At 59.7% G+C, this 20,539-nt stretch carries 18 protein-coding genes; 14 read left to right on the top strand and 4 right to left on the bottom strand.

The features are described 5' to 3' along the window. Positions 1–15 precede the first annotated feature (15 nt). Entirely contained in the window at positions 16–1,635 is a 1,620-nt protein-coding gene (locus ACVDG9_RS22530) for a GMC family oxidoreductase (RefSeq protein WP_447239012.1), read from the top strand. A gap of 274 nt (positions 1,636–1,909) precedes the next feature. On the opposite strand, the gene ACVDG9_RS22525 is transcribed toward ACVDG9_RS22530, so the two are convergent. Continuing rightward, positions 1,910–3,358 (bottom strand): helix-turn-helix domain-containing protein, encoded by a 1,449-nt coding sequence (locus ACVDG9_RS22525; protein WP_447239011.1) that lies wholly within the window; start codon positions 3,356–3,358, stop codon positions 1,910–1,912. Positions 3,359–3,480: 122 nt separating this feature from the next. Between ACVDG9_RS22525 and ACVDG9_RS22520 the strand changes: the two genes are divergently transcribed. Then, complete coding sequence (locus ACVDG9_RS22520; RefSeq protein ID WP_447239010.1) at positions 3,481–3,783, top strand: helix-turn-helix domain-containing protein; 303 nt, start codon at positions 3,481–3,483, stop codon at positions 3,781–3,783. Positions 3,784–4,059: 276 nt separating this feature from the next. On the opposite strand, the gene ACVDG9_RS22515 is transcribed toward ACVDG9_RS22520, so the two are convergent. Both ACVDG9_RS22515 and ACVDG9_RS22510 read right to left on the bottom strand, forming a co-directional pair. Beyond that, entirely contained in the window at positions 4,060–4,998 is a 939-nt protein-coding gene (locus ACVDG9_RS22515) for a LysR substrate-binding domain-containing protein (protein ID WP_031270575.1), read from the bottom strand. A 228-nt stretch (positions 4,999–5,226) separates the two neighbouring features. Next, positions 5,227–6,030 (bottom strand): creatininase family protein, encoded by an 804-nt coding sequence (locus ACVDG9_RS22510; RefSeq protein ID WP_447239009.1) that lies wholly within the window; start codon positions 6,028–6,030, stop codon positions 5,227–5,229. A 172-nt stretch (positions 6,031–6,202) separates the two neighbouring features. On the opposite strand from ACVDG9_RS22510, the gene ACVDG9_RS22505 reads away from it, so the two are divergent. The 6 genes from ACVDG9_RS22505 to ACVDG9_RS22480 all read left to right on the top strand — a co-directional run bounded on the left by ACVDG9_RS22505 (position 6,203) and on the right by ACVDG9_RS22480 (position 11,771). After that, positions 6,203–7,198 carry a putative metalloprotease CJM1_0395 family protein gene (locus ACVDG9_RS22505; protein WP_447239008.1) on the top strand — a complete coding sequence of 332 codons (996 nt, stop codon included), beginning with the start codon at positions 6,203–6,205 and terminating at the stop codon, positions 7,196–7,198. A 178-nt stretch (positions 7,199–7,376) separates the two neighbouring features. Then, complete coding sequence (locus tag ACVDG9_RS22500) at positions 7,377–8,537, top strand: MFS transporter (RefSeq protein WP_077291705.1); 1,161 nt, start codon at positions 7,377–7,379, stop codon at positions 8,535–8,537. 49 nt (positions 8,538–8,586) lie between these two features. After that, a complete protein-coding gene (locus ACVDG9_RS22495) occupies positions 8,587–9,375 on the top strand; it encodes an ABC transporter ATP-binding protein (protein ID WP_447239007.1) in 789 nt (262 codons plus the stop codon). Between the two features lie 227 nt (positions 9,376–9,602). Continuing rightward, positions 9,603–10,145, top strand: coding sequence for a MarR family winged helix-turn-helix transcriptional regulator (locus ACVDG9_RS22490; RefSeq protein WP_062486938.1), 543 nt, complete (start codon positions 9,603–9,605; stop codon positions 10,143–10,145). 149 nt (positions 10,146–10,294) lie between these two features. Beyond that, positions 10,295–10,534: a hypothetical protein gene (locus ACVDG9_RS22485; protein WP_447239006.1), complete on the top strand. Its 240-nt coding sequence runs from the start codon at positions 10,295–10,297 to the stop codon at positions 10,532–10,534. Between the two features lie 256 nt (positions 10,535–10,790). Next, positions 10,791–11,771, top strand: a complete 981-nt coding sequence (locus ACVDG9_RS22480) for a hypothetical protein (protein ID WP_447239005.1) — start codon at positions 10,791–10,793, stop codon at positions 11,769–11,771. Positions 11,772–11,796: 25 nt separating this feature from the next. On the opposite strand, the gene ACVDG9_RS22475 is transcribed toward ACVDG9_RS22480, so the two are convergent. Continuing rightward, positions 11,797–12,675, bottom strand: coding sequence for a LysR family transcriptional regulator (locus tag ACVDG9_RS22475; RefSeq protein ID WP_208992410.1), 879 nt, complete (start codon positions 12,673–12,675; stop codon positions 11,797–11,799). Between the two features lie 117 nt (positions 12,676–12,792). On the opposite strand from ACVDG9_RS22475, the gene ACVDG9_RS22470 reads away from it, so the two are divergent. The 6 genes from ACVDG9_RS22470 (at position 12,793) to ACVDG9_RS22445 (ending at position 20,429) form a co-directional block, all read left to right on the top strand. After that, complete coding sequence (locus ACVDG9_RS22470; protein WP_209171397.1) at positions 12,793–13,182, top strand: VOC family protein; 390 nt, start codon at positions 12,793–12,795, stop codon at positions 13,180–13,182. A gap of 1 nt (position 13,183) precedes the next feature. Further along, on the top strand, positions 13,184–13,855 hold the full coding sequence (locus ACVDG9_RS22465; RefSeq protein ID WP_447239004.1) for an SDR family oxidoreductase: 672 nt from the start codon (positions 13,184–13,186) through the stop codon (positions 13,853–13,855). 20 nt (positions 13,856–13,875) lie between these two features. Continuing rightward, positions 13,876–14,967, top strand: a complete 1,092-nt coding sequence (locus ACVDG9_RS22460) for an alkene reductase (RefSeq protein WP_447239003.1) — start codon at positions 13,876–13,878, stop codon at positions 14,965–14,967. Further along, positions 14,964–15,302 (top strand): cupin domain-containing protein, encoded by a 339-nt coding sequence (locus ACVDG9_RS22455; RefSeq protein WP_447239002.1) that lies wholly within the window; start codon positions 14,964–14,966, stop codon positions 15,300–15,302. Before ACVDG9_RS22460 ends, ACVDG9_RS22455 begins: the two co-directional genes overlap by 4 nt. 298 nt (positions 15,303–15,600) lie before the next feature. Beyond that, positions 15,601–17,334, top strand: coding sequence for a trypsin-like serine peptidase (locus ACVDG9_RS22450; protein WP_447239001.1), 1,734 nt, complete (start codon positions 15,601–15,603; stop codon positions 17,332–17,334). Then, entirely contained in the window at positions 17,331–20,429 is a 3,099-nt protein-coding gene (locus tag ACVDG9_RS22445) for an AAA family ATPase (RefSeq protein WP_447239000.1), read from the top strand. Before ACVDG9_RS22450 ends, ACVDG9_RS22445 begins: the two co-directional genes overlap by 4 nt. Positions 20,430–20,539 lie beyond the last annotated feature (110 nt).

The following is a 20,539-nucleotide window of genomic DNA, read 5'->3' as shown; positions in this document are numbered from 1 at the left end:
GAAACGGGAAACGACATGAGCGGTCCGACTTCACTCGATGGAACCTACGATTATGTGATCGTCGGGGCCGGAACGGCCGGCTGTGTTCTGGCAAACCGGCTGACCGAGGATCCTTCGGTCAAGGTGCTGCTTCTGGAAGCCGGCGGTTCGGACAATTATCACTGGGTGCATATCCCGGTCGGATATCTCTTTTGCATCGGCAATCCGCGCACCGACTGGATGATGAAGACAGCCAGCGAGCCGGGTCTCAACGGACGCAGCCTGGTTTATCCGCGTGGCAAGGTTCTGGGCGGCTGTACGTCCGTCAACGGCATGATCTACATGCGCGGCCAGGCGGCGGATTACGACCATTGGCGTCAGCTTGGCAACGTCGGCTGGTCCTGGGATGATGTGCTGCCCTATTTCCTGAAGTCGGAAGACCATCATGCCGGGAAGTCAGGTTTGCATGGTGGTGGCGGTGAGTGGAAAGTCTCCAAGCAGCGCCTGAAATGGGAAATCCTCGAAGCCGTTCAGAAAGGCGCACGGGAGTTCGGTGTCGAACCGCGTGCGGATTTCAATGACGGCAGCAACGAAGGCAGCGGTTTCTTCGAGGTCAACCAGAATGGCGGCGTTCGCTGGAACACGGCGAAAGGTTTCCTTCGCCCGGCACTGAAACGGCCGAACCTGCGCTTGATCACCCATGCCGAAACCAGGTCGATCCTGCTGGAAGGCAAGCGCGCAGCCGGTGTTACCTTCACCGTGAAGGGGCAGGAACGGACCGCGCGGGCGGAGCGCGAAGTTCTACTGGCTGCGGGGGCGATCAATTCACCCAAGATCCTGGAGCTTTCCGGCATCGGCAATGGCGCGGTGCTGTCGCAGCACGGCATCGAGGTGAAGCATGAACGTGCTGGCGTTGGCGAGAACCTGCAGGATCACCTTCAGATCCGAACGGTCTACAAGGTCAAGAACGCCAAGACCCTGAACACCATGGCCAACAGTCTTTTCGGAAAAGCCTCGATTGCGCTTCAATACGGGTTGATGCGATCCGGGCCCATGTCGATGGCACCCAGCCAGTTCGGCATGTTCACCAAGTCAGATCCGTCGCTTGAAACGCCGGATCTTGAATATCACGTCCAGCCTCTCTCGACCGACAAGCTCGGCGACCCGTTGCATCCGTTCCCGGCAATCACGGTTTCGGTGTGCAACCTTCGTCCGGAAAGCGTTGGTGCGTCACATATTCAGAGCGGTGATAGTGGGCAGCAACCCGACATAAAGCTGAATTACCTGTCGGCGGAAAAGGACAAGCTCATTGCCCTCAAGTCCGTACGTCAGGCGCGGGAGATCATGACGGCCAAGGCCTTGCAGGCCTACCAGCCGGTGGAAATCCTGCCGGGGCCACAGGTCGACAGCGACGAAGACCTTCTGAAAAAGGTCGGCGATATCGCCACCACGATCTTCCACCCGGTCGGAACTTGCCGGATGGGTCCGGACGAACAGTCGGTTGTCGATCCTCAGCTGAAAGTTCGCGGTCTCGATGGCCTTCGGGTTATCGATGCCTCGATCATGCCGAAGATCGTTTCCGGCAACACGGCTTCGCCCGTGGTGATGATCGCGGAAAAGGCGGCGGACATGATCCGGATGGAGCAACGGGGCTGAGCTTTTTTGGGTTGGAATAAATCGACGGCGGCCCTTGTGAGCCTCTCTGAACATTGCCCACCCACTGCCTCATCCTGAGGAAGCGTGTCAGCGCTGTCTCGAAGGATGGGCGGCATATTCTGGGCAAGCGGCCCATCCTTCGAGACGGACCTGACGGTCCTCCTCAGGATGAGGGGGAAGTTGGTTGGGTTGAACTGAGTCGAGCTAACTTAAGCTGAGCAAACCTGAATTGAGCTGCTTGCAGCGTGTCCGGTAAGCCTCTGAAATTTCACACCTAATCCGCCGCCTTCACCCGATATGGCACAATGCCGCGCTGGCCTGAATCGATGAAAGGTTCCTTGTCGACGGCCGGGAAGGCGCGCTGGTCGCAATTGTCCCTCGGGCAGATGCGGCAGTTGACGCCAATGGGCTCGGGCGAGGAGATCTCGTCGACCGCAAGCCCGTCGGCATAGACGACCGCATCGGCATATTGCACCTCGCAGCCGATACCAAGCGCGTAGCGGCGCTCGCCGCTGCGGTAGTCCGGCTGGTGTTTGGTGATGCTGGTCGCCACGCAAAGATAGCGTACTCCGTCAGGCATCTGGGCGACCTGCGAGGTGAACTTGTTGGAGTTCTGTTCAAAGGCCTGATGGACGTTCCAGCGCGGGCAGGAGCCACCGAAGCGGGCGAACTGGAACCGGGTTGCACTGTGGCGTTTGACGACGTTGCCGGCCCGGTCGATCTTCACGAAGTAGAACGGCAGACCTTTGGCGCCGGGGCGTTGCAGGGTCGACAGACGGTGGCAGACGGTCTCGATACTGGCGTCCAGCCGGTTGGACAGAAGCTGGATGTCGTGCCGGGTTTCCGCAGCGGTTTTCAGGAAGTCGTCATAGGCCAGGATCAAGGCGCCCGCGAAATAGTTCCGCAAGGCCAGCCGCGCGATGCTTTCCGCCGACTTGGTCTTGAACCTTGCCTTGGTGACCTCTTCTGAAATGAGGTCCCGGACACACAGTTCGGCGACGACTGACCCAAGCAGGAAGCTCTTGGTCGATTGCGGAATGGCACTGTAGAGCGCGATGGTGCGGGCGAAATCGTCCTGACGGATCAACGTGCCTCGATAGTCCGGAAATTCCGTGACTGAAATGCCGAAGCGTTCCTGAAGCCAGGTGGTCAGGGCGGTGAACTTCGAAGGGGCTTTCGAAAGTCCGATCTCCAGAGAGAGCTTCTCCGCGGCCCGGTCGATGCTGTCGACGTAATTGTCCATGTAGTGGAAATAGTCGCGGACCTCTTCATAAGCGGATTTCCGAGGTCCGGGACCGCTTTCCGGACTACCGCCGAGCTGGACCAGATCGTCCTCGTTCGCTTCCCGGTCGTGATAGGTCCGCAGCGCGCCGTAAAGATCCATGATCGCCTTGGTGACGCCTGGTGCCCGAGTGACCAGCTCATGCACTTCCTGCCGGCCGACGGAGGCTGTCAGAAACTGGGTGTCGGCGAAAATTTCCTGAAGATCCTGCACCACCCGGTCGAGGTCGTTCTGCTCGAAAGCCGACAGATCGACGCCAAAGATCCTGTTAATCGTTAGCAACACCGAGGCGGTGACCGGGCGGTTGTTGTTTTCGATCTGGTTTACATAGGCGGTGGACAGGCCGATTTTCTTTGCAAACTCCACCTGGGACAGGCCGAAATCCGAGCGGATTTGCCTCAACGTGTGGCCGGAATAGAGTTTTTTGCTCACGCTTGGCATCCTTCAGGATCAAATTGCAAAACTTTAACATTATGCAGTACGCATTTTAACATTTTACAATAGCCGGATAATCATGAAAAGTCCTGCCACCACGGAGGAATACAAACCCAAGGAACATAGTGATGACCGCTCATTTCGCCTTGCCGACAAGTTCCGCAGTCAATGGTAGCGCCGGCACGTTCGCCGCAGGCATCCGTTGGCCGATCAACCTCACCGACCTGGTGACGCCGCGCCAGCTGGAAATCATGGTGAAGCTGTGCGAAGGCAAGGTGAACAAGCAGATTGCCTATGAGCTGGACGTATCGATTGCGACCGTCAAAGCGCATATCCGCAATGCCATCACCCGTCTCGGGGCGAAAAATCGCACCAATGCGGTTGCCATCGTCGCTGCCAACAGCGCGATTTTCCAGAACGCAGCCGCCTGATCTGGTGACAGACCAGCCTTCCGGACATCCAGTCAGAAACCTGTGGGTGTCCGGAGGTGGGTCAAACTGAAATACCGGTGCAGCCAGCTTTATTTTGTTTGCTCAGGCGTGCGTCTGACAGATTGTGCAAGCCCCATCGACTGCGGAATATCGCGAAAAAATAAATGCGAACCGCAGCCAGTCTGACGGCGAGACCGCCGTCAGTCGCTCGCATTTCGTCGAAAACCTGCTCCCCGACATCGATGAACTTACGAGCCGGGCGTTTCCGGCAAAGTATCAGGCTGTCCGCTTGATCATGGATGTGCGGATGCTTTCCACTTCCGCGGCGAGGAAGTCGCAAAAGTCCTTGGCGACAATGGAAATCGGCCGGTGGGTCGGTGTGAGTATCGACAGGCTGTTCTGTATGCGCGGCCGGAACGGACGAAAGACGATCATGGGCGGGCCCATGCCGAGCCGACCTTTTTCCTGCGCATTGTAGGCCGTGATCATGTCGCACATCAGGGCGCAGAGGCCTGCTTCGACGAAGCGGAGCCCAAGCCAGGCCGTCTGAAGTTCAAAGCGCTGGTTGAAACGAACTCCGGCATCGCGAAAACGGGCGAGTGTCTGCCGGTGGCTGCGATGTTCTGAATGAAGCAGCGCCAGCGGATATCCATCCAGTTCAGTAGGGGTAATGACTTCCTTCGAGGCCAGGGGATCGGTCGCGGGGATCGCGCACATGCATTCCAGGTCGAAGTCGATCTGGTCGAAGGAATTTCGGGCTCTCGGTGTTTCTGCAAATCCGATATCGAATTGCTGCGCGGCGATCAGTTCCTCGATTTCGGCTGAGGTTCTGCTGGCCAGGGCAACCTTGACGCTCGGCTTGTCGGCAATGAACTTCGACAGGCTGTTGGGCAGGAAATCGGCCGTCGCTTCCGGTATGCCAGCGACCCGCAGTTGGCCGTGTTCCCGGTTGGCGAGACCGCGCAGGGTGCGCTTGGAAATTTCCAGCCGCTTGAGAATGGCTTCCGCTTCTTCCAGGAAGAATTCCGCTTCCGGTGTCGGAACCAGACGGCCTTGCTCGCGAACGAACAGTTTCAATTCCAGTTCGGTTTCAAGACCCGCGATTGTCGAGCTGACTGCAGGTTGCGTCCGGCCAAGCGTACGCGCGGCTTCAGAAATCGAGCCACTTCGCATGACCTCTCGAAAGGTCGCCAGTTGCCGAATAGAAAGATTCATGGTTCTGCGAGAACCGCCCTCTCAAATCTCCACATTTATTAATGTGTCGCCTAAACAGGTGCAGGTCAACACATACAGAGAATTGTCGTGTATTCTTGTGGGTTTAGCTGAATAAACGCGAATAATACCTGCTTTAATTCCGTAATATTGCTATATTACGAAATCGAATGCTTCCCTTCGCGTAAGCTCAAGCCGTCCCGACAAGCTCGGGACGATTTCCGGCCGGTCTCAAGGTGCCGGTGACCAGAGCCTTGCAAGATCGAAGTTGTTGACGTCCTCAAGCAGCTCGATAAAGCCGCGTGCCGCGTGATCGAGCGATTGCCGACCCTTTTCAGCCGTGGCCAGCGAGGCGTTGCCGAGCGCGCCCGTTTCGTTTAGGTCCTGCGCCTTCCAGCCGTATTGGGCTTTGCCGTGGCCACGTAGATGCTTGAATTCCTGCAGGTAGGTTTGCTGTTCCGACGGAAAATCGGTGGCAAGCTCCATGCGGACAAGATCAGGACGCAGATGTAACATCAGTGATGTTTCGATGTCGCCGCCATGTATGCCGTAGGTGAATTCCGCGTCGGCATACAGCCCGTCGGGCTGACCGAACCGCAGCCAGTTGGTGGCGGTGACGAACATGTCGTGTTTCACGCGTAGCTCCCGCGCCACGATATCCAGAACAGGAACGTTGCCGCCGTGGGAGTTGATCAGCACAAGTTTGCGAATTCCGGCACGAGCGACGCTTTCGCCCAGCTCTAGCCAGGCACGTGTGACCGTGTCCCAGGCCAGGGTCAATGTGCCGGGTGAAGAGATGTGTTCGTCCGATTTGCCGACGGCCTGTACGGGTAGGAAAGTGACAGGCAGACCAGTGGGCAGAAGCTCCAGTACCCGCTTGACCTGACCTTCTGCGATCGTCGTGTCCGTTGACAGTGGCAAATGCGGGCCGTGCTGTTCGATGGCCGCAACGGGAAGAACCGCGATCCAGTCTTCAACTCCTTGCGACTGAAAGTCGAGGGTTGTCATGTATTGCCAATACGGCTTGGGCAGCATGGATCCGTTCCGCTTTGAAGATACGTCACTTTCTCCTTTGCATAGCGTGTCCGGGCAGGCAAGAGGCGGTAGCAGAACGGCCATTGAGCGAGTGGGTCTTCACGAACTTATGATGCCGGATTCTTAACCGGTGTTTAGAATTTGCTGACGCCTTTTTGGGACAATCCGCGCCATGATCGGCGCAATCCTGTCAAATACGCCGGCAACGATCCTGAGAGGAAGCGGTGTCGCGGCTGAACGCGATCCTGGTTCTGGGGAAAATACCCAGGGCCGGGACCAGGCTTCTGCGCGTGCAAGCCAGGCAAGTGCCCAGGCAATCTCTGCCCGTGCCGGCAATACGCCGATCTTGACCGCACAAGCCGTGATCGCCCTGCAGGAAGCCAACGGTTCTGCCGATGCGCCGGGTAGATCCCGCCAGGCAACTGCATCTGGAACTCCCGAAAGCGAAGAGACCGAGACCGGAACGCCCGCAAATGCGGCGCCTGCTGGCGACAGTGCTGATGCGGAGGCCGAAGCCGCCAGCGGTGGAGCTGGCCAGGCGCAGGATGATGCTGCAAAGGACGAAGATCCTGATGGCGACGGCCTTGACCAGGCCGAGGAAAAGCAGGTCGACAAATTGAAACAGCGGGACCAGGAAGTCCGTGCCCATGAGCAGGCACATGCCCGTGTTGGCGGTGCTTATGCCGGGGCGCCCAGCTACACCTTTCAGCAGGGACCGGACGGCAAGCGGTATGCCATAGGGGGCGAGGTCCAGATCGATACCTCCAAGGAACGCACACCGGAAGCCACGATCCGCAAGATGCAGGTTGTCATTCGCGCTGCGACCGCACCTGCCGATCCGTCTTCTCAGGATCTGAAGGTGGCGCAGCAGGCAAGGGCCCAGATTTCCGAAGCGCAGGCAGAAGTCCGGCAGAAGAAGTCGGAAGAACTGTCCGGGGATGATGACGACGGGAATGTCAATTCCGCCTCCGGTCCCGATCCTGAGACTGTCGGTGCGGACAGCACGACTGGCCGGAACAATTCTGGCGGCTCGGATAGTGCCGAGACTGTTGGCGGAACGAGCGGGGACAGGGCCCGGGCGGAAACCGCTGCAGCCATTTCCGCCTATCAGTCCGCAGTGGAGCGGACCAATGAAATCCAGTTCCGTCTGTCCGGGCTGGCCACTTGAGCCGGCAATCCTGGTCCTGCGTAGAATCGAGGGCTGGCTGCAGGCATTTTTTCCTATCGCGGAAGCTGGTTTAAGGCGCTGCTCATTTCACCCGGAATGATGCTTGTCAGGCCGGCACTCGCGTGACAGAAAGACGGCTCCCTTTCGGGCGCTCGCCCTCCCAGAAAATGTTAGCTCCATGTCAGTTTCAATTCAGCGCCAAGCCATTGCCGCGCGTCGTGTCGTTTCGGCGATCTTCTTCATGTGCGGAACCAGTATCGGTACGTGGGCATCACGAATTCCCAATATCAAGTCTGCAACCGGTCTCGATGAAAGCGGCTTCGGCATTCTTCTGCTTGTCATGGCTTGCGGTGCGTTTGTCGCCTTTCCCATAACCGGAATGCTGATCGACCGCCTGGGCGCGGCCCCCATGACAAAGCTGCTGGCGGTCGCCAACATCATCAGTTTCGTTCTGATCGGTCTTTCGCCCAACGTGGCCTTGCTGACAGCGGCATTGTTCCTGGCAGGGCTGAGCATTGGTGCGCTGGATATTTCCATGAACGGCTGGGGTGCTGAAGTGGAAAAAGCGCTGGAGCGTCCGATCATGTCCTCCTACCACGGGCTGTACAGCCTGGGTGCGGGTGTTGCTGCCCTGGCCGGCGGGCTTGCGATCATGGCGGATCTCAGCGTGCTGTCGCATTTTGTCCTGTGGGGCATCGTCGCGGCGCCATTCCTTGTCTGGTATTGGCGCCAATCCTGGCCGCAGACCAAGACGGAAAACGAAGATGGCAGCAAGGCACCGCTTTTTGCGCTGCCCAAGGGGGCTCTGGTGCTGGTCGGGCTGATGGCGCTGGTGGCAGCGCTGGGCGAAGGCGCAGTTACTGATTGGGCCGCGCTCTATCAGATCGAGGATCTTGGCATTGCCGAGTCGATCGCACCTGCCGCTTTCACGATTTTCTCTATCGCCATGGTGATCATGCGCCTGTCCGGTGACAAGGTGATCGCCCGCTTCGGGCCGGTGCCGACCGCGCGGGTCAGCGGTATCGTCGCGCTGCTCGGGTGCATCCTGCTGGTCTCCGGCGCAGGTCTGTGGTCTGTGTGGGCCGGCTGTTTCGTGATGGGCCTTGGGTATGCGGTGCTGTTTCCGCTTGCCATGTCGCGGGCAGCCAGTGACCCGCACATGTCGAAAGGGGCTGCCCTTGCGGCCGTTGCGACACTTGGCTATGGAGCTTTTCTGTTCGGTCCGCCGCTGCTGGGCTTTGTTGGCGACTATCTCTCGCTGAGAGCGTCGTTCATCACCGTTGCGGTGCTGACGGTTGCCATTCCGCTGCTTGCAGGGGCGCTCAAGGTCAAGGACTGACGGGCACTGTGGAGACGGTTCACATAACGGGAACGCTGGAAGCGATCACATGACGTCACACAAGAAGGTCCCCGTCGTCGTATCCCTGAACGGTATCGGCAAGGTTTTCGAAAACGGCACAACCGCGCTCGACGATTTCTCCCTGGATGTGCGTGAAGGTGAATTCGTGTCCCTGCTTGGGCCATCCGGGTGCGGCAAGTCGAGTGCGCTCAGGATCATCGCCGGATTGTCCGATCCCAGCACGGGCACCGTTTCCTGGCCGGCGGAGCGAAGCGGGCAGGAGGAACATGAGCTCGGGTTCGTGTTCCAGGAGCCGACCCTGATGCCGTGGGCAACGGTTTTTGCCAATGTCTGGTTGCCACTGCGGTTAAAGGGCGTATCTCGCCAGGCTGCCCGGGACAGGGTGATGGAAGCACTTGCGACCGTCGGACTGGCCGACTTTGCAGAAGACTTTCCCCGTCAGTTATCCGGCGGCATGAAGATGCGGGTCTCGATTGCCCGGGCGCTTGTCACCCGGCCAAAAGTTCTTCTGATGGACGAACCCTTTGCCGCGCTTGATGAAATCACCCGGTTCAAGCTTAACAACGACCTGCTGCACCTGCAGAAGACCTTTGGCTGGACCGTGCTTTTTGTGACGCATTCGGTATTCGAATCCGTCTATCTCTCCAGTCGCATCGTGGTGATGGCCGCCCGGCCAGGCCGGGTGATACGCGAGATGGAAATCGACGCGCCTTACCCGCGAGAAGACAGTTTCCGGACTTCCGCCGAATACAGTCAATATTGCCGCGAGGTTTCCGATGCGCTGCATGGCGCACTGGAGCCGGCTGACGCGCTTTAAAAAGGTGCCGGATGTCCATGGTAATGGTCTGTATCACCGTTCGACAGAGGCACGTCAGCGGTCGGTACATCAAAAGTTAGCTGGATAACAGGCGCCAAGTCTGCGCAGTCTCAGTAAAATCGACTTTTCCCGGGCGAGTGTCATTTGACGGTTAAATACTCCCGCTAGGGTTCCGCCGCATCATTGATGAACGTGATTCGAGTTGATTGGAAGACGGGGTTGCTGCGATGGCTTTTAATTACAAGAAAAGCATAACGTTTCGGCTGGTTCAGGCGGCGAAGGCGCAGCGGGCCCGGTCCGGGGCGCATCTCATGCGAATCGGGCTGCACCCCGGCCAGGAACTGGTGCTGAAGGTCCTGGCAGATACGGACGGGCGCACAATGAGCCAGCTGGCTCTCGCGCTTGGTGTGCAGCCGCCCACCGTCACCAAGATGGTGACCCGGCTTTCCAGTCAGGGATATGTTCGCCGCCAGGTTTCCGACACGGACGGCCGACTTGCCCGGGTTTATCTGACCGATGTCGGCCGTGAACTGGTGCTGTCGGTGGACAAGGCCTGGAAGCGTCTGGAACGGGAAGCCATGTCCGGTCTGGAGGACAAGGACCGCAAGAAACTGCGGAAGCTGCTGCGGCAGGTCGAGAAGAACCTGTCGATTTCCGTCGACGACGACCCGGAACACGAGGCCGATTTCGACACAGACGGCGATGAAGTCGCGGAAGCTGAAGCCAAGGAAAAAGACAAGGCCAAGGAGAAGGAACTTTCAGTGGCCTGATCCGCGTCTGGCTGCCGAAACTCCCGTCAGCAGCCAGGTGGCACCATGTGCAGGGCGGCCGGGAAAGATTACAAATCCGTCATTTGAAAAGGGGCTTTGTGCTTCTTACCTCCGTCGCAGCCAGACTGGCACATACGGAGGATGCACACATGCAACTGAGGTATCGGACGATAAACGAGGACCGCGGTGCCCGCCGGGCAGCAGAGCTGCGAGACCGGTTCCGGCACGTGTCGGATGCTTCCATCAACCACCCGCAATTCGGTTTGAGACACGGTGCGCAAGCCCGCACATGGAGCGAGGTCAAATCCCGTCAGTCTCAATTTCAGGAGCTCATGGCCTGGAGTGTGCTGGCGGTGGTGATGGTCTTCATCGGATTGATGATACTCTAGACATCGCTGCCATCCTGGCTGAAACCGACCGGTGACGCTTCGGACAAAGCAGCACCGGCACGAGATGAACACGCGGCGAACGGCTGGACCGTTCGCCGCTTTTTTGTGTCTACCGGCCATGGCCCATCTGGGGGATGCAGGGCTCTGCTCTCCGGCGCTAGAGCATTCGCGTTTCACAAACGGTTGATCCGGCTTATGAAGATTGTCGAGGACGTCGCAAGCAACCGCTGTCGTCAACAGCAACTGGGGGAATGCCATGAGTGCCAAGGTGACTGGGGGGAGAAAGAATTGGTTCGGGCAATCCACAGCCGTCAGGCGCGGCAAAGCTGCCCGGTTCTCTGGGGCGCTGGATCACGGCAAAAACCTCCGGCCTTTCCTGGCATTCATTGTCCTCCTTGCCGGAACAGGTTCAGCGGCAACCGCGCAGACGCCTGATCCCGAACCGAAATTGCCGGCGGGTCTTGAAGCCGAGATTGCGTCTTGCAAGGCGGATCCAGCGAACCGGATCGGCGGCGCCGCGATTGGCGAGTGCCTGGAGGACCGGGCAGCGGAACGGCGGGCGGAACTGGACCGCAGACGCGAAAAACTCGCTGAACGGCTCTGCAATCCCGCGCATACGAAACAGCTGTTTGAAGGTGGAAAAACCTGGGAGGCGCTGCGCCAGAGCGAATGCGGATTGCTTGGCAAGCTCCCGGGAAATACCGCGTCCTATATCAACATGGCGTCCTGCGAGATGACGCTGGCACTTCAGCACAGCGAGGCGTTGGCGTTACTGGAGGATTTTGCCAATCCGTGGTGCCCTTCCTACGAACTGGTCGAAGACGCTAGCCGGAAGGGCGAGCCGGTGCCGGGCGAAGCAGTCGAGATTGTGGGCAGCTCCCTGTCGTGGACATTCGAGCCCACGCCAGACGCCCGGATCGTCGTGTCGGACAGTGTGTCCGGAGAGGTCGTTCCACTCGATATCTCTGGCTGCTCGTTTTGTTCGGGTGATGCGGACAATTGCGAGCAGGACGGTATCTACACCATGCGCGAAGACCCGGAACGTCCGCTTTTTGTCGCGGTTTGCCACAAGGGCGCACATTCCCAGCGTCTGACCCTGTTCGACCCGGTGGTCCGGGGCGCTGAACCCGTCGTCGAGAGTACGGGCGAATATTTCATCGAATGGCAGATTCAAAAGGGACGGCTGGAGTACCGGCCGGACGGGGCAGGGGACGCAGTCTGGCCCGAATACGACTGACCAATCGCTGTCGGCTGGACTGCGTTCATTTGAATGCAGTTTCCAGTTCCTCCAGCAAGGCCTTGATCCGCCGCACCCCTGACCGGCCTTTTGGATAAACAGCCTGTAGCCCGGCGGGGGGCAGCTCGAATTCCCGCAGCAATGGGACGAGTTTGCCCGCTGCCAGGTCTTCAGCAACATCCCATTGGGACTTGCGGGCAATCCCGAACCCGGCGAGACACCAGTCGCGCACCAGCCCGCCGTCATTTGCCGTGCGCCGTCCACTGACCGGGCAGCGCACTATCTTGCCGTCGATCAGGAACTGCCAGGAATTGTCGGGCTCGGAGCCAAAACGCATCAGCAGGCAATCGTGCCGGGCAAGGTCCCGGGGATGGTGCGGACGGCCATGGCGTTCCACGTAGGACGGAGCGGCACAGACAATCCGGGCGTTGGCCGCAAGCTTGCGGACGATAAGTGTTGAATCCTTCAACTCGCCATACCGGATCGCAACGTCGTACCCCTGCGAGGCAACGTCCACGAAACCGTCACTCAGGTGAAGATCGATCGTCACGTCCGGATGAGTTTCCAGAAACCGATCCAGCACAGCCCGAAGGCGTGTTCTGCCTAGGTCAAGCGGTGCCGACAGGCGAATGGGTCCAGCCAGTCTTTCCGCGCCTAACCGGATACGGACATCCAACTCTTCCGCCTCGGCAAGCAGGCGGCGGGCGCCGTCCAGCAGCAAACGTCCTTCTTCGGTCAGACTGAGGGCGCGCGTGCTCCGTGTCAGTAACCTGACGCCATAGTGAGCCTCAAGTGCTGCCAGCCGCTCGGACGTCGTAGCGGGGGAATAGCCCATCTCCCTGCCCGCGGAGGCAATGCCTCCCGTTTCCGCAATGCGCACGAACAGTGCGAGATTGTCCATCATTATTCGAGAATTCCGAATTTTAGTTTCGGAATTGTCTCAATTATCTGGCTCTGTCGCAAGCATTAGGTTCGTGGGCAACAACGGTAGTCCGATGATTGCTGCCGGAAAGGAAACGGGATGCTGCTCGATCATATCACCATTAGAACCCACGATCTGGTGACAACACGTGCCTTCTTCCTTCGGGTCTTCGACGATCTGGAAGAGCGTCCGCGTCCACGCCCCATCCGCCAAATTCCGGGGCACTGGCTCTACTTCGGAAATGAACCGCTCATTCATCTGATCGGAATTCCTCCACACGCAGAAGAGGATCGGCAGGCGGACGGCTGGGACCATATCGGTTTCCGCCTCGAAGGTTACGGGGCTTTCCGGGCAAAGCTGGAACGGCTTGGCATTGCCTATTCTCCCATGGAGCTGCCGGAACTGGGCGAGCGTCGTCTGTTCTTCCGCACGCCCACCGGTCAGCTGATTGAAACCGTCTTTCGGGAAACCGACCAAAGGAGTGCGTGAGATGGCATTTACCCAGGAAACAAGAACCGTCGTCATTGGCGGCACATCCGGCATCGGAAGTGCTGTGGCCGATGCGCTGGAAAGCCGGCCGGGAGAGGTCTTGCGCGCAGGGCGCTCCAATGGACTGGACGTTGAAGACCCGAAAGAGGTTGCTGTCTATTTCACCGCGATCGGTCCGGTTGATCATGTGGTTTTCACGGCCGGCAGCCAGGCGCCGGGTGGACCCGTGTCCGGTCTTGATCTCGAGGCAGCCAAAACCGCTTTCGACACGAAATTCTGGGGTGCGGTCGCGGTGGCACAGGCTGCGGCCAAGCATGTTCGACCGGGCGGTACCGTAACATTCACCAGCGGTTTTCTGGCGCGGCGAACGGTTCCCGGTACCTTTGTGAAAACCGCAATGAATGCGGCGCTGGAGGCAGGTGCCAAGGTGCTGGCGAAGGAGCTTGCTCCCGTCCGGGTCAACGTCGTCAGCCCGGGCCTTACCGATACATCCGCTTACGCCGCAATGGATCCGGCCGCCCGGACAGCCATGCTGAACAAGGCTGCAGAGACCCTCCCCGCCGGGCGGTTCGCAAGACCGGCGGATGTGGCGGCAGCCTATCTCCTTCTGATCGACAACCCTTCCATGACCGGTGCCGTGATCGATGTCGACGGCGGCGCCCTGATCAACTGACGTTTGTGAAAGGACTTTCCATGGCCAGCCTGTTCGGCCGATATGACCTCGGTCCCCTTGCCCTGCCGTCACGTATCGTGATGGCTCCCATGACGCGCTCGCGCAGTACGCAACCGGGCAATGTGCCCAATGACATGATGGCGGATTATTACGCCCAACGGGCAAGCGCCGGGATGATTGTCAGCGAGGCCACGCAGATCTCACCGCAGGGCCAGGGTTACAGCTTCACTCCCGGCATCCATTCGGCGGAACAGGTCGATGGCTGGCGCAAGGTGACGGACGCCGTTCACCAAAAAGGCGGACGCATGGTGTTGCAGCTCTGGCATGTCGGCCGCATGAGCCATGCCCGGTTCCAGGGTGGAGGTCAGCCGGTTGCTCCCTCGGCCATTGCCCCGGGTGCGTCCATCTGGGCGGTTGATCCGGAGACGGGGCAGGGTGGCATGATCGAATGTCCCGTTCCGCGAGCACTCACTGCTGAAGAGGTTTCTGCCATCGTCGAGGACTACCGGACAGCTGCAGCCAATGCCAGGGCAGCCGGGTTTGACGGTGTCGAGATCCATGCCGCCAATGGGTATCTGATCGACGAATTCCTGCGATCGACCTCCAATCGGCGGACGGATGCTTATGGCGGCAGTCAGGAAAACCGCATCCGGTTTGCGCGGGAAGTGGCCGAAGCCGTTTCAAAAGTCATCGGGGCGGAGCGGACCGGCATTCGCTTTTCACCCTTCATCACCCAGCGTGGCATGGACGATCCGGCCGCACCGCAGACGATCCTGAAGCTCGCCGGGGAACTGGACAAGATTGGTCTTGCCTATGTTCATCTTGCCGAAGCCGATTGGGACGACGCGCCTGAAACGCCCGAAAGCTTCCGGGCTGCTTTGCGAGAGGCCTACTCCGGTACCGTCATTGTTGCCGGCGGCTATACCAAGGTGAAGGCAGACCGGATCCTTGCAGATGGATATGCGGACCTCGTTGCCTTCGGTCGTCCTTTCATCGCGAACCCGGACTTTCCGCGCCGCCTGGCGGACGGATTGCCGCTTGCCGATTTCGATGGGTCGACGCTCTTCGGTGGAGATGCCGCAGGTTACACAAGCTATCCGGTGGCAGCATGACCAACCCAATGAGCAAGGCAGAGATCGCAATGGCTACCGACAGGGTCGGGACGCATCTGGTGTCGGAAGAAAACGGCGTGAAAGTCTGGCATCTTCGACTGGCGCCGGGAGAGACGCTGCCCGCCCACCGGCACGAGCGGCCTTATTTCTGGAGCGTCCTGACCGATGGCAAGGCGACTTCTCGTCAGGCGGATGGCCGCATTCTGGACGTGACCTACAGGGCGGGTGATACCCGGCATATGTCAGATCTGTCGCCGGATACGACCTTCGTGCACGATCTCACCAACACGGGCGAAGCGGAACTTGTTTTCGTGACCGTCGAATTCGTTCGGTAAACGGGTTTCGGCGTCAGGACGAGTGGAATGAGGACGATACCTGTTGCTTTGCTGCGAGCACAGGATCGTCCTTTTCAGCGTCTGCGGCAGCATCAGGCGGCGTATACTTGTGCGTTTATTTTCAGCTTGAATGACGCTATAATTGTGTCCTTGGGTTCCGAAGCCTGGGAGAACGTGCGGTTGGCCGTATTTTGACCGACAAGACGCATATTCTCATCCGACCGTCGGCGGTTGACTGACGTGTCGGCTCGAAGAGACAGGCTCGATTGATTTAACGATTCTCGATACGGTGTTGGTCATGCCGGTAACCAGTGCAGAGCTGAAGCAGCATCTGGAGCAGAACGAAGCGGCTGTCGACAGGGTGTTGCGCCGGGTTCAGGGGTTCACGGATTCCCTGATGACGCTGGATGCCTTGCGCAGTACGGCGGGCATCACCGGGCAGCCTCTTGAAGAACTGCTGGCTGATTATCTGAACGAGGAAAATCTTGGCTGGGAGTTCATGTTCCACCTCACCCAACCAATCGAGCCGATCAACGCCGCCAATTTCGACCTCGAGGATCTCGGTGATTTCGCGCACAAGATGCTGGGCTTCAAGCTGTATGTTTTCGACGAAATAGGGTTTTGCGGTATCGCGACACTCGTGTCTCACCGGCTCGCTCTGACCGCCTGGCATGTGACAGTCAAGGACAAGCGGAAAGAGCGCCGGTCCGGCCTCACAGTTCGCACGCAAGAAGGGAACAAGTCGCTGCGCGTGCTTGGTGTGCGTTTCGAGATGCCTTGTCATGACGACCAATGGGATGCCGGTCTGCAGGACGGGGATATCCTGCGTGCCAACCCGGATGTCGCCTTGCTCGCCATCGAGCAACCGATGACAACGTATTACGAATTGCCGGCGAAACCTCCGGCGTGGATCACCGGGCGGAGAAAGCTTTGCCTGAGCCACAGACAGGACGACAACGGCAGGGGCGTCACCTTCGTTACCGGTCGTGCGACGATCGATGATCCGCCTCGTATCCAACTGGAATGGGAGGACGGTGTCACCAGACCCGGGTCGTCAGGCGGGTCGGTTTTCGACACGGATCTTGCATTCGCCGGCTTCCATCAGGGGCAGCTGAACGGCGTTTCCGAGATCGTTCCTTATGCAACCTTCGCCGGCATAGACGAATTTACCCAGGCAATTGCGGAGGACCGGGCACCGCCTTACATCTTTTCGCTGACAGGGCGTGTCGATGGTCATCTGATTATCGGACGGCAGCGCTATTGTCATGCCATCCATGACGTGGTGCGGGGAGCCGCCCGTCACTTGCGCGGGATCTGGATCAAGCGGATGGAAATCGACCAGACGACCGGACTGGAATTTTCCTACGATCTTTTGTGTCAGGTTCTGGCGCAGAACGGTCAAGCGGCGCAGGTGTTCAGGGTTGAACTGTCTCTGGGAATGGAAGACCTGCTGGAAACGCTGAACGAGAGATTGCACGGCGGAACGCCGCTGCTGGCACGGCCGGGGGCTGCGGACGACGAAACCAGTGAAGGGGCAAGCGACAAGGACCGCGCCAGGCAACTGGTGGACCTCCTGGCCAAGACGACCGGCGCAACTGCGGACAAGCCGAGCTGGATTTATTTCGACAATCCGCGCGGAGGCTTGCGCAAGGCGGCACAACAGCAACTGGAACTGCTTCTGGCAATGATCCTGAGCGATACGCGCCTTCGATTTGTCATGGCCGGTGGAGAGACCTACAGCGTTCCGGGGCCAAAGGCGGAAAATGCCAGTGCGCTGACGGGGCCGGGGGTGATGGTGGATTACATCGGCCAGTTCGACCGCGAGGATGTGCGTCATACGCTTGAGGCGATCAACCGATCGCTGGGGCTTGGCCTGCCGACGCATGTGGTCGATTTCGTTCTGATGCAGGCCCTTCACGGCGTGCAAGCCCAGGGAACGGTCTATCGCAGTGCGGAAGTGAAAACCGTTTCGGAAAATCTGCAAAGGTCTCTCGCACCGTTGCTTCCGGCCGAAGGAGCATCATCGCCATGAGCAAGGACGGTGACCAGCTCGCGGAAGGCCTGAAGGCGGCCATGCGGTTTGCCGCAACGCGCAAAACCTTCACGCCGCGTGATGCGGTGGAGGCGGCGTCCAAGGTCTTGCAGGACAAGCTGACGCCATTGACGATTGCCCGGCTGCTGACAGAGCTCAACAAGGTCGTCCTGGAAATATCCTCCGAGCCGGTCTGGTCTCTTCGCAACGGGCCGCGCCATGGTGTGCTCAAGGCCATCGAAACACCGGAGGAAGACACACCTGTTGCCAGAGCATTGCGTGGTGACGAACCGTTCTCGCAGGAGACCATCGAACGACTGATTGCCGAAACACCGGATCTGCCCGAGCAGGATCAGCTCAAACGGATCGAGGAGATATCCGATGACCTCGACAGGGCCGGACCGAGTGCGCCTGCCTATCCGTTGCTGGTGCGCCTGCGCGGTGTCATGAACCGCGTGGATGCCGCGAGGCGGGCCAATGCCATGCTGAGCCGAGAGTTTTTTGGCCGGGAGACGGAACTGGCCCGCTTGCTCGACTGGTGCGCGCGGCCCCAGGAAAAAACACCTGTCAGCGCCTTGTTCATCACCGGCCTGCCGGGCATCGGCAAATCCTTTCTGATTGACCGGGCAATGGCGGAACACAGGTCTGTTCAAAAGGCGCCAATCGTTCTGCGCCTGGACTTCGACCGGCGCGGGCTGAACCTGGAAGATCCCGACAAGCTGGTGCATGAGCTCTCCCGCCAGCTGGGCGATATCCTGACGGACGAAGCCCCCAGACTGCGCGACCTGAGGCTCAAGTATTCCGGCAATGCGGAAACGACCGGCACGACGGTGAGCAGTACCCTTTTGCCGACCGAGCTGGTCGATGCCATGGGCGCTGCGGTGCGGTCGCATGGCGGGCAGGTGGTCCTGGTGCTGGATACGCTTGAAGTGTTGCGCGGTCATGGCGAAACCCGGCCCATTCTGCTGTTCGAGGTTCTGGACAATCTGGTGCGGGCCGGGCTGTCGCCGATCTCGATCATTGCGGCCGGACGGGGAGATGCGCTCGATTCCGTTCGTAAACGCATCGAGGGACCGCCTCTGGAGCTGGAAGGCCTGAGCGAGACGGAATCCCGCAATCTTCTGGACAAGTTGGGGGCTTCCCCGGATTTGCATGACAGGATCTTCGAACTTTCGCGTGGCAACCCGCTGATGCTGCGGCTTTCAGCCAAGGTAACGCAGGCGGAGGACTTCGATCCGGGTGAACTGGAATACGGCGAAGCAGGCAGCATCACGGAAGCCTATCTTTACCGGGCTATCCTTTCGCGCATTGACGACCCGCTGCTGGCGAAGCTGGCACACCCTGGTCTTGTCCTGCGCCGGATCAGCGCCGAGGCAATCCAGTTCGTTCTGGCGCCGGCGCTCGGGCTCGGTGAGGATATCGATGAAGCTGCGTCCAGGCGACTTTGGCAGGAACTCAGCAGCCACCATTGGCTGGTGGCCGTTGACGGTCAGGACTGGCTGAAACACCGCAGCGACCTGCGGCGGGAAATCCTGCCCATGCTCTACGTCGAAAAGCCGGAGCTGGCCGCAAGAATAGACCGGGCGGCGGCAAACTGGTTTGCCGAGTTCGACCGTGAGACCGCGCTCTATCATGCCTTCCAGGCGACGCGGGCCGGAGACCCGATGCCCGAATTCACCGCAGCCGACGTTGCGGGCCTCAGCGAAGAGGAACTGGACGAGCTTCCACTTCCGGCGACGAATGCCATCCTGCAGGAGCGCGGCGAGCGCTCGCGCCGGGCGCGCTATACCAGCAGCGAGCAGGGAACATCCGAACCGGTTCCGACTTCGAAAGCGGAGGAGGTCGAGCCGGAGCTGATCCGCGAACTCGAACTGACCCTTCGGCGGGGCGATGTGTTCGAGGCCGATCATATCTTCACCCTCAACAACGCCTTTCCGCGAAATCCGTCACCTTCCCGTCCCGAAGCTGCGGCAACGCTTGCGTATTTCTGGCTCTCCGGCCAGTGGGCGCGTGCCATGTCCCTTTGGCGGAAGCTGCCGAAATCCTTGCTCGAACGATTGAGCCGGGAAGACCCGGGCCTCTACGGGCTGGTCCTGCTGGAAATCGAGGCGGAAGCGGATTTCGACGGACTTGTCGCCCGGTTGCGTGGTGATGAAAAACTGGCGGCAACAGCCTGGCAGGCGCGTTCCGAGGGTTCCAGGATTGCCCTGAAGGGGGCGCTGGAATTCGCTCTCATGGCCAGCCAGGAAGGGCGGCCGGAGTATGTGGAGATCCTGGATCCGGTTGCCATGTCCGTCTTCAGGTTCGGCGAGAGGGTTTCGGAGTACCCGGCAGATGCAATCCGGCAGGGTGCCAACCGCGCCGAGCGGTTTGCGATCATGACCGGACAACAGCATCCCGACACGGATCAGCACACCATTGCCCGAATGAACCCTGCGATCGCGCCCTTGAGCGTTCTTGCCCGCATTCAGCACAGTCCGCGCATGGCGCAATATCTGCGCGGCTTTTACGAGGGGTTGCCTGAAACGCTGGAGATGCTGGGAACACCTGATCTCTTCGACAGTTTCGAACGCTATTCCAGCGACATCGAGATCGAAGGACCGGAAATTCTGGGAGCACTGGGCCTTACCTGCGACTGGGTAGGGGCATTTGCAGTGTTCAATGCTGTTCCGGATGCGCCGACGGTTGCGCGGGCGGCCGAACGCTGGCGTCGCTTCAGTGGCGGTATCTGGTCCTACCCGGGTACGCCGCCGTCTTACTGGGGCAACGGCGAGAGCGATGTCTTGCTGATGGCGCGGGTCACCAGTCTGCTTTCCCGGAAGGATCCGCCGGCAACCGCCCGGGCGCTGTTGCGGCGATTGGCCTATGCGGCCGACTATCCCGACACGGAAGAAGGGGCCCGGCGTGCCCGGAGTGTTTTCGAGCGGCGGCTGATGCGGCCTCTGGCAATGGCGATGACCTCGGGCTCTGCCCAGGACATTGCAGCTGCCCTTGCACCCAGGCTCATGGGGCCAGCCCTGACAGCGGCGTTGGCCGTGATCGGGGCTGATGCTGCGAAAAGAAACGAACCGGTCGACGTGTCGACATTGTTCTAGTCGCGTGCGTTTGCAGGTTCGTCAGACACGAAAGAAAGGAGAGAACCGGGCACTGTTCAGGTTCCGTGTTTCCGGCAAGGCCTCAAGCCTCGTCGAAGCCCGAACCTATG

Source organism: Roseibium sp. RP-7 (assembly GCF_053005225.1).
Note: the sequence above shows the minus strand (reverse complement) of the source record. Positions and strands in the feature narration are given on the sequence as shown.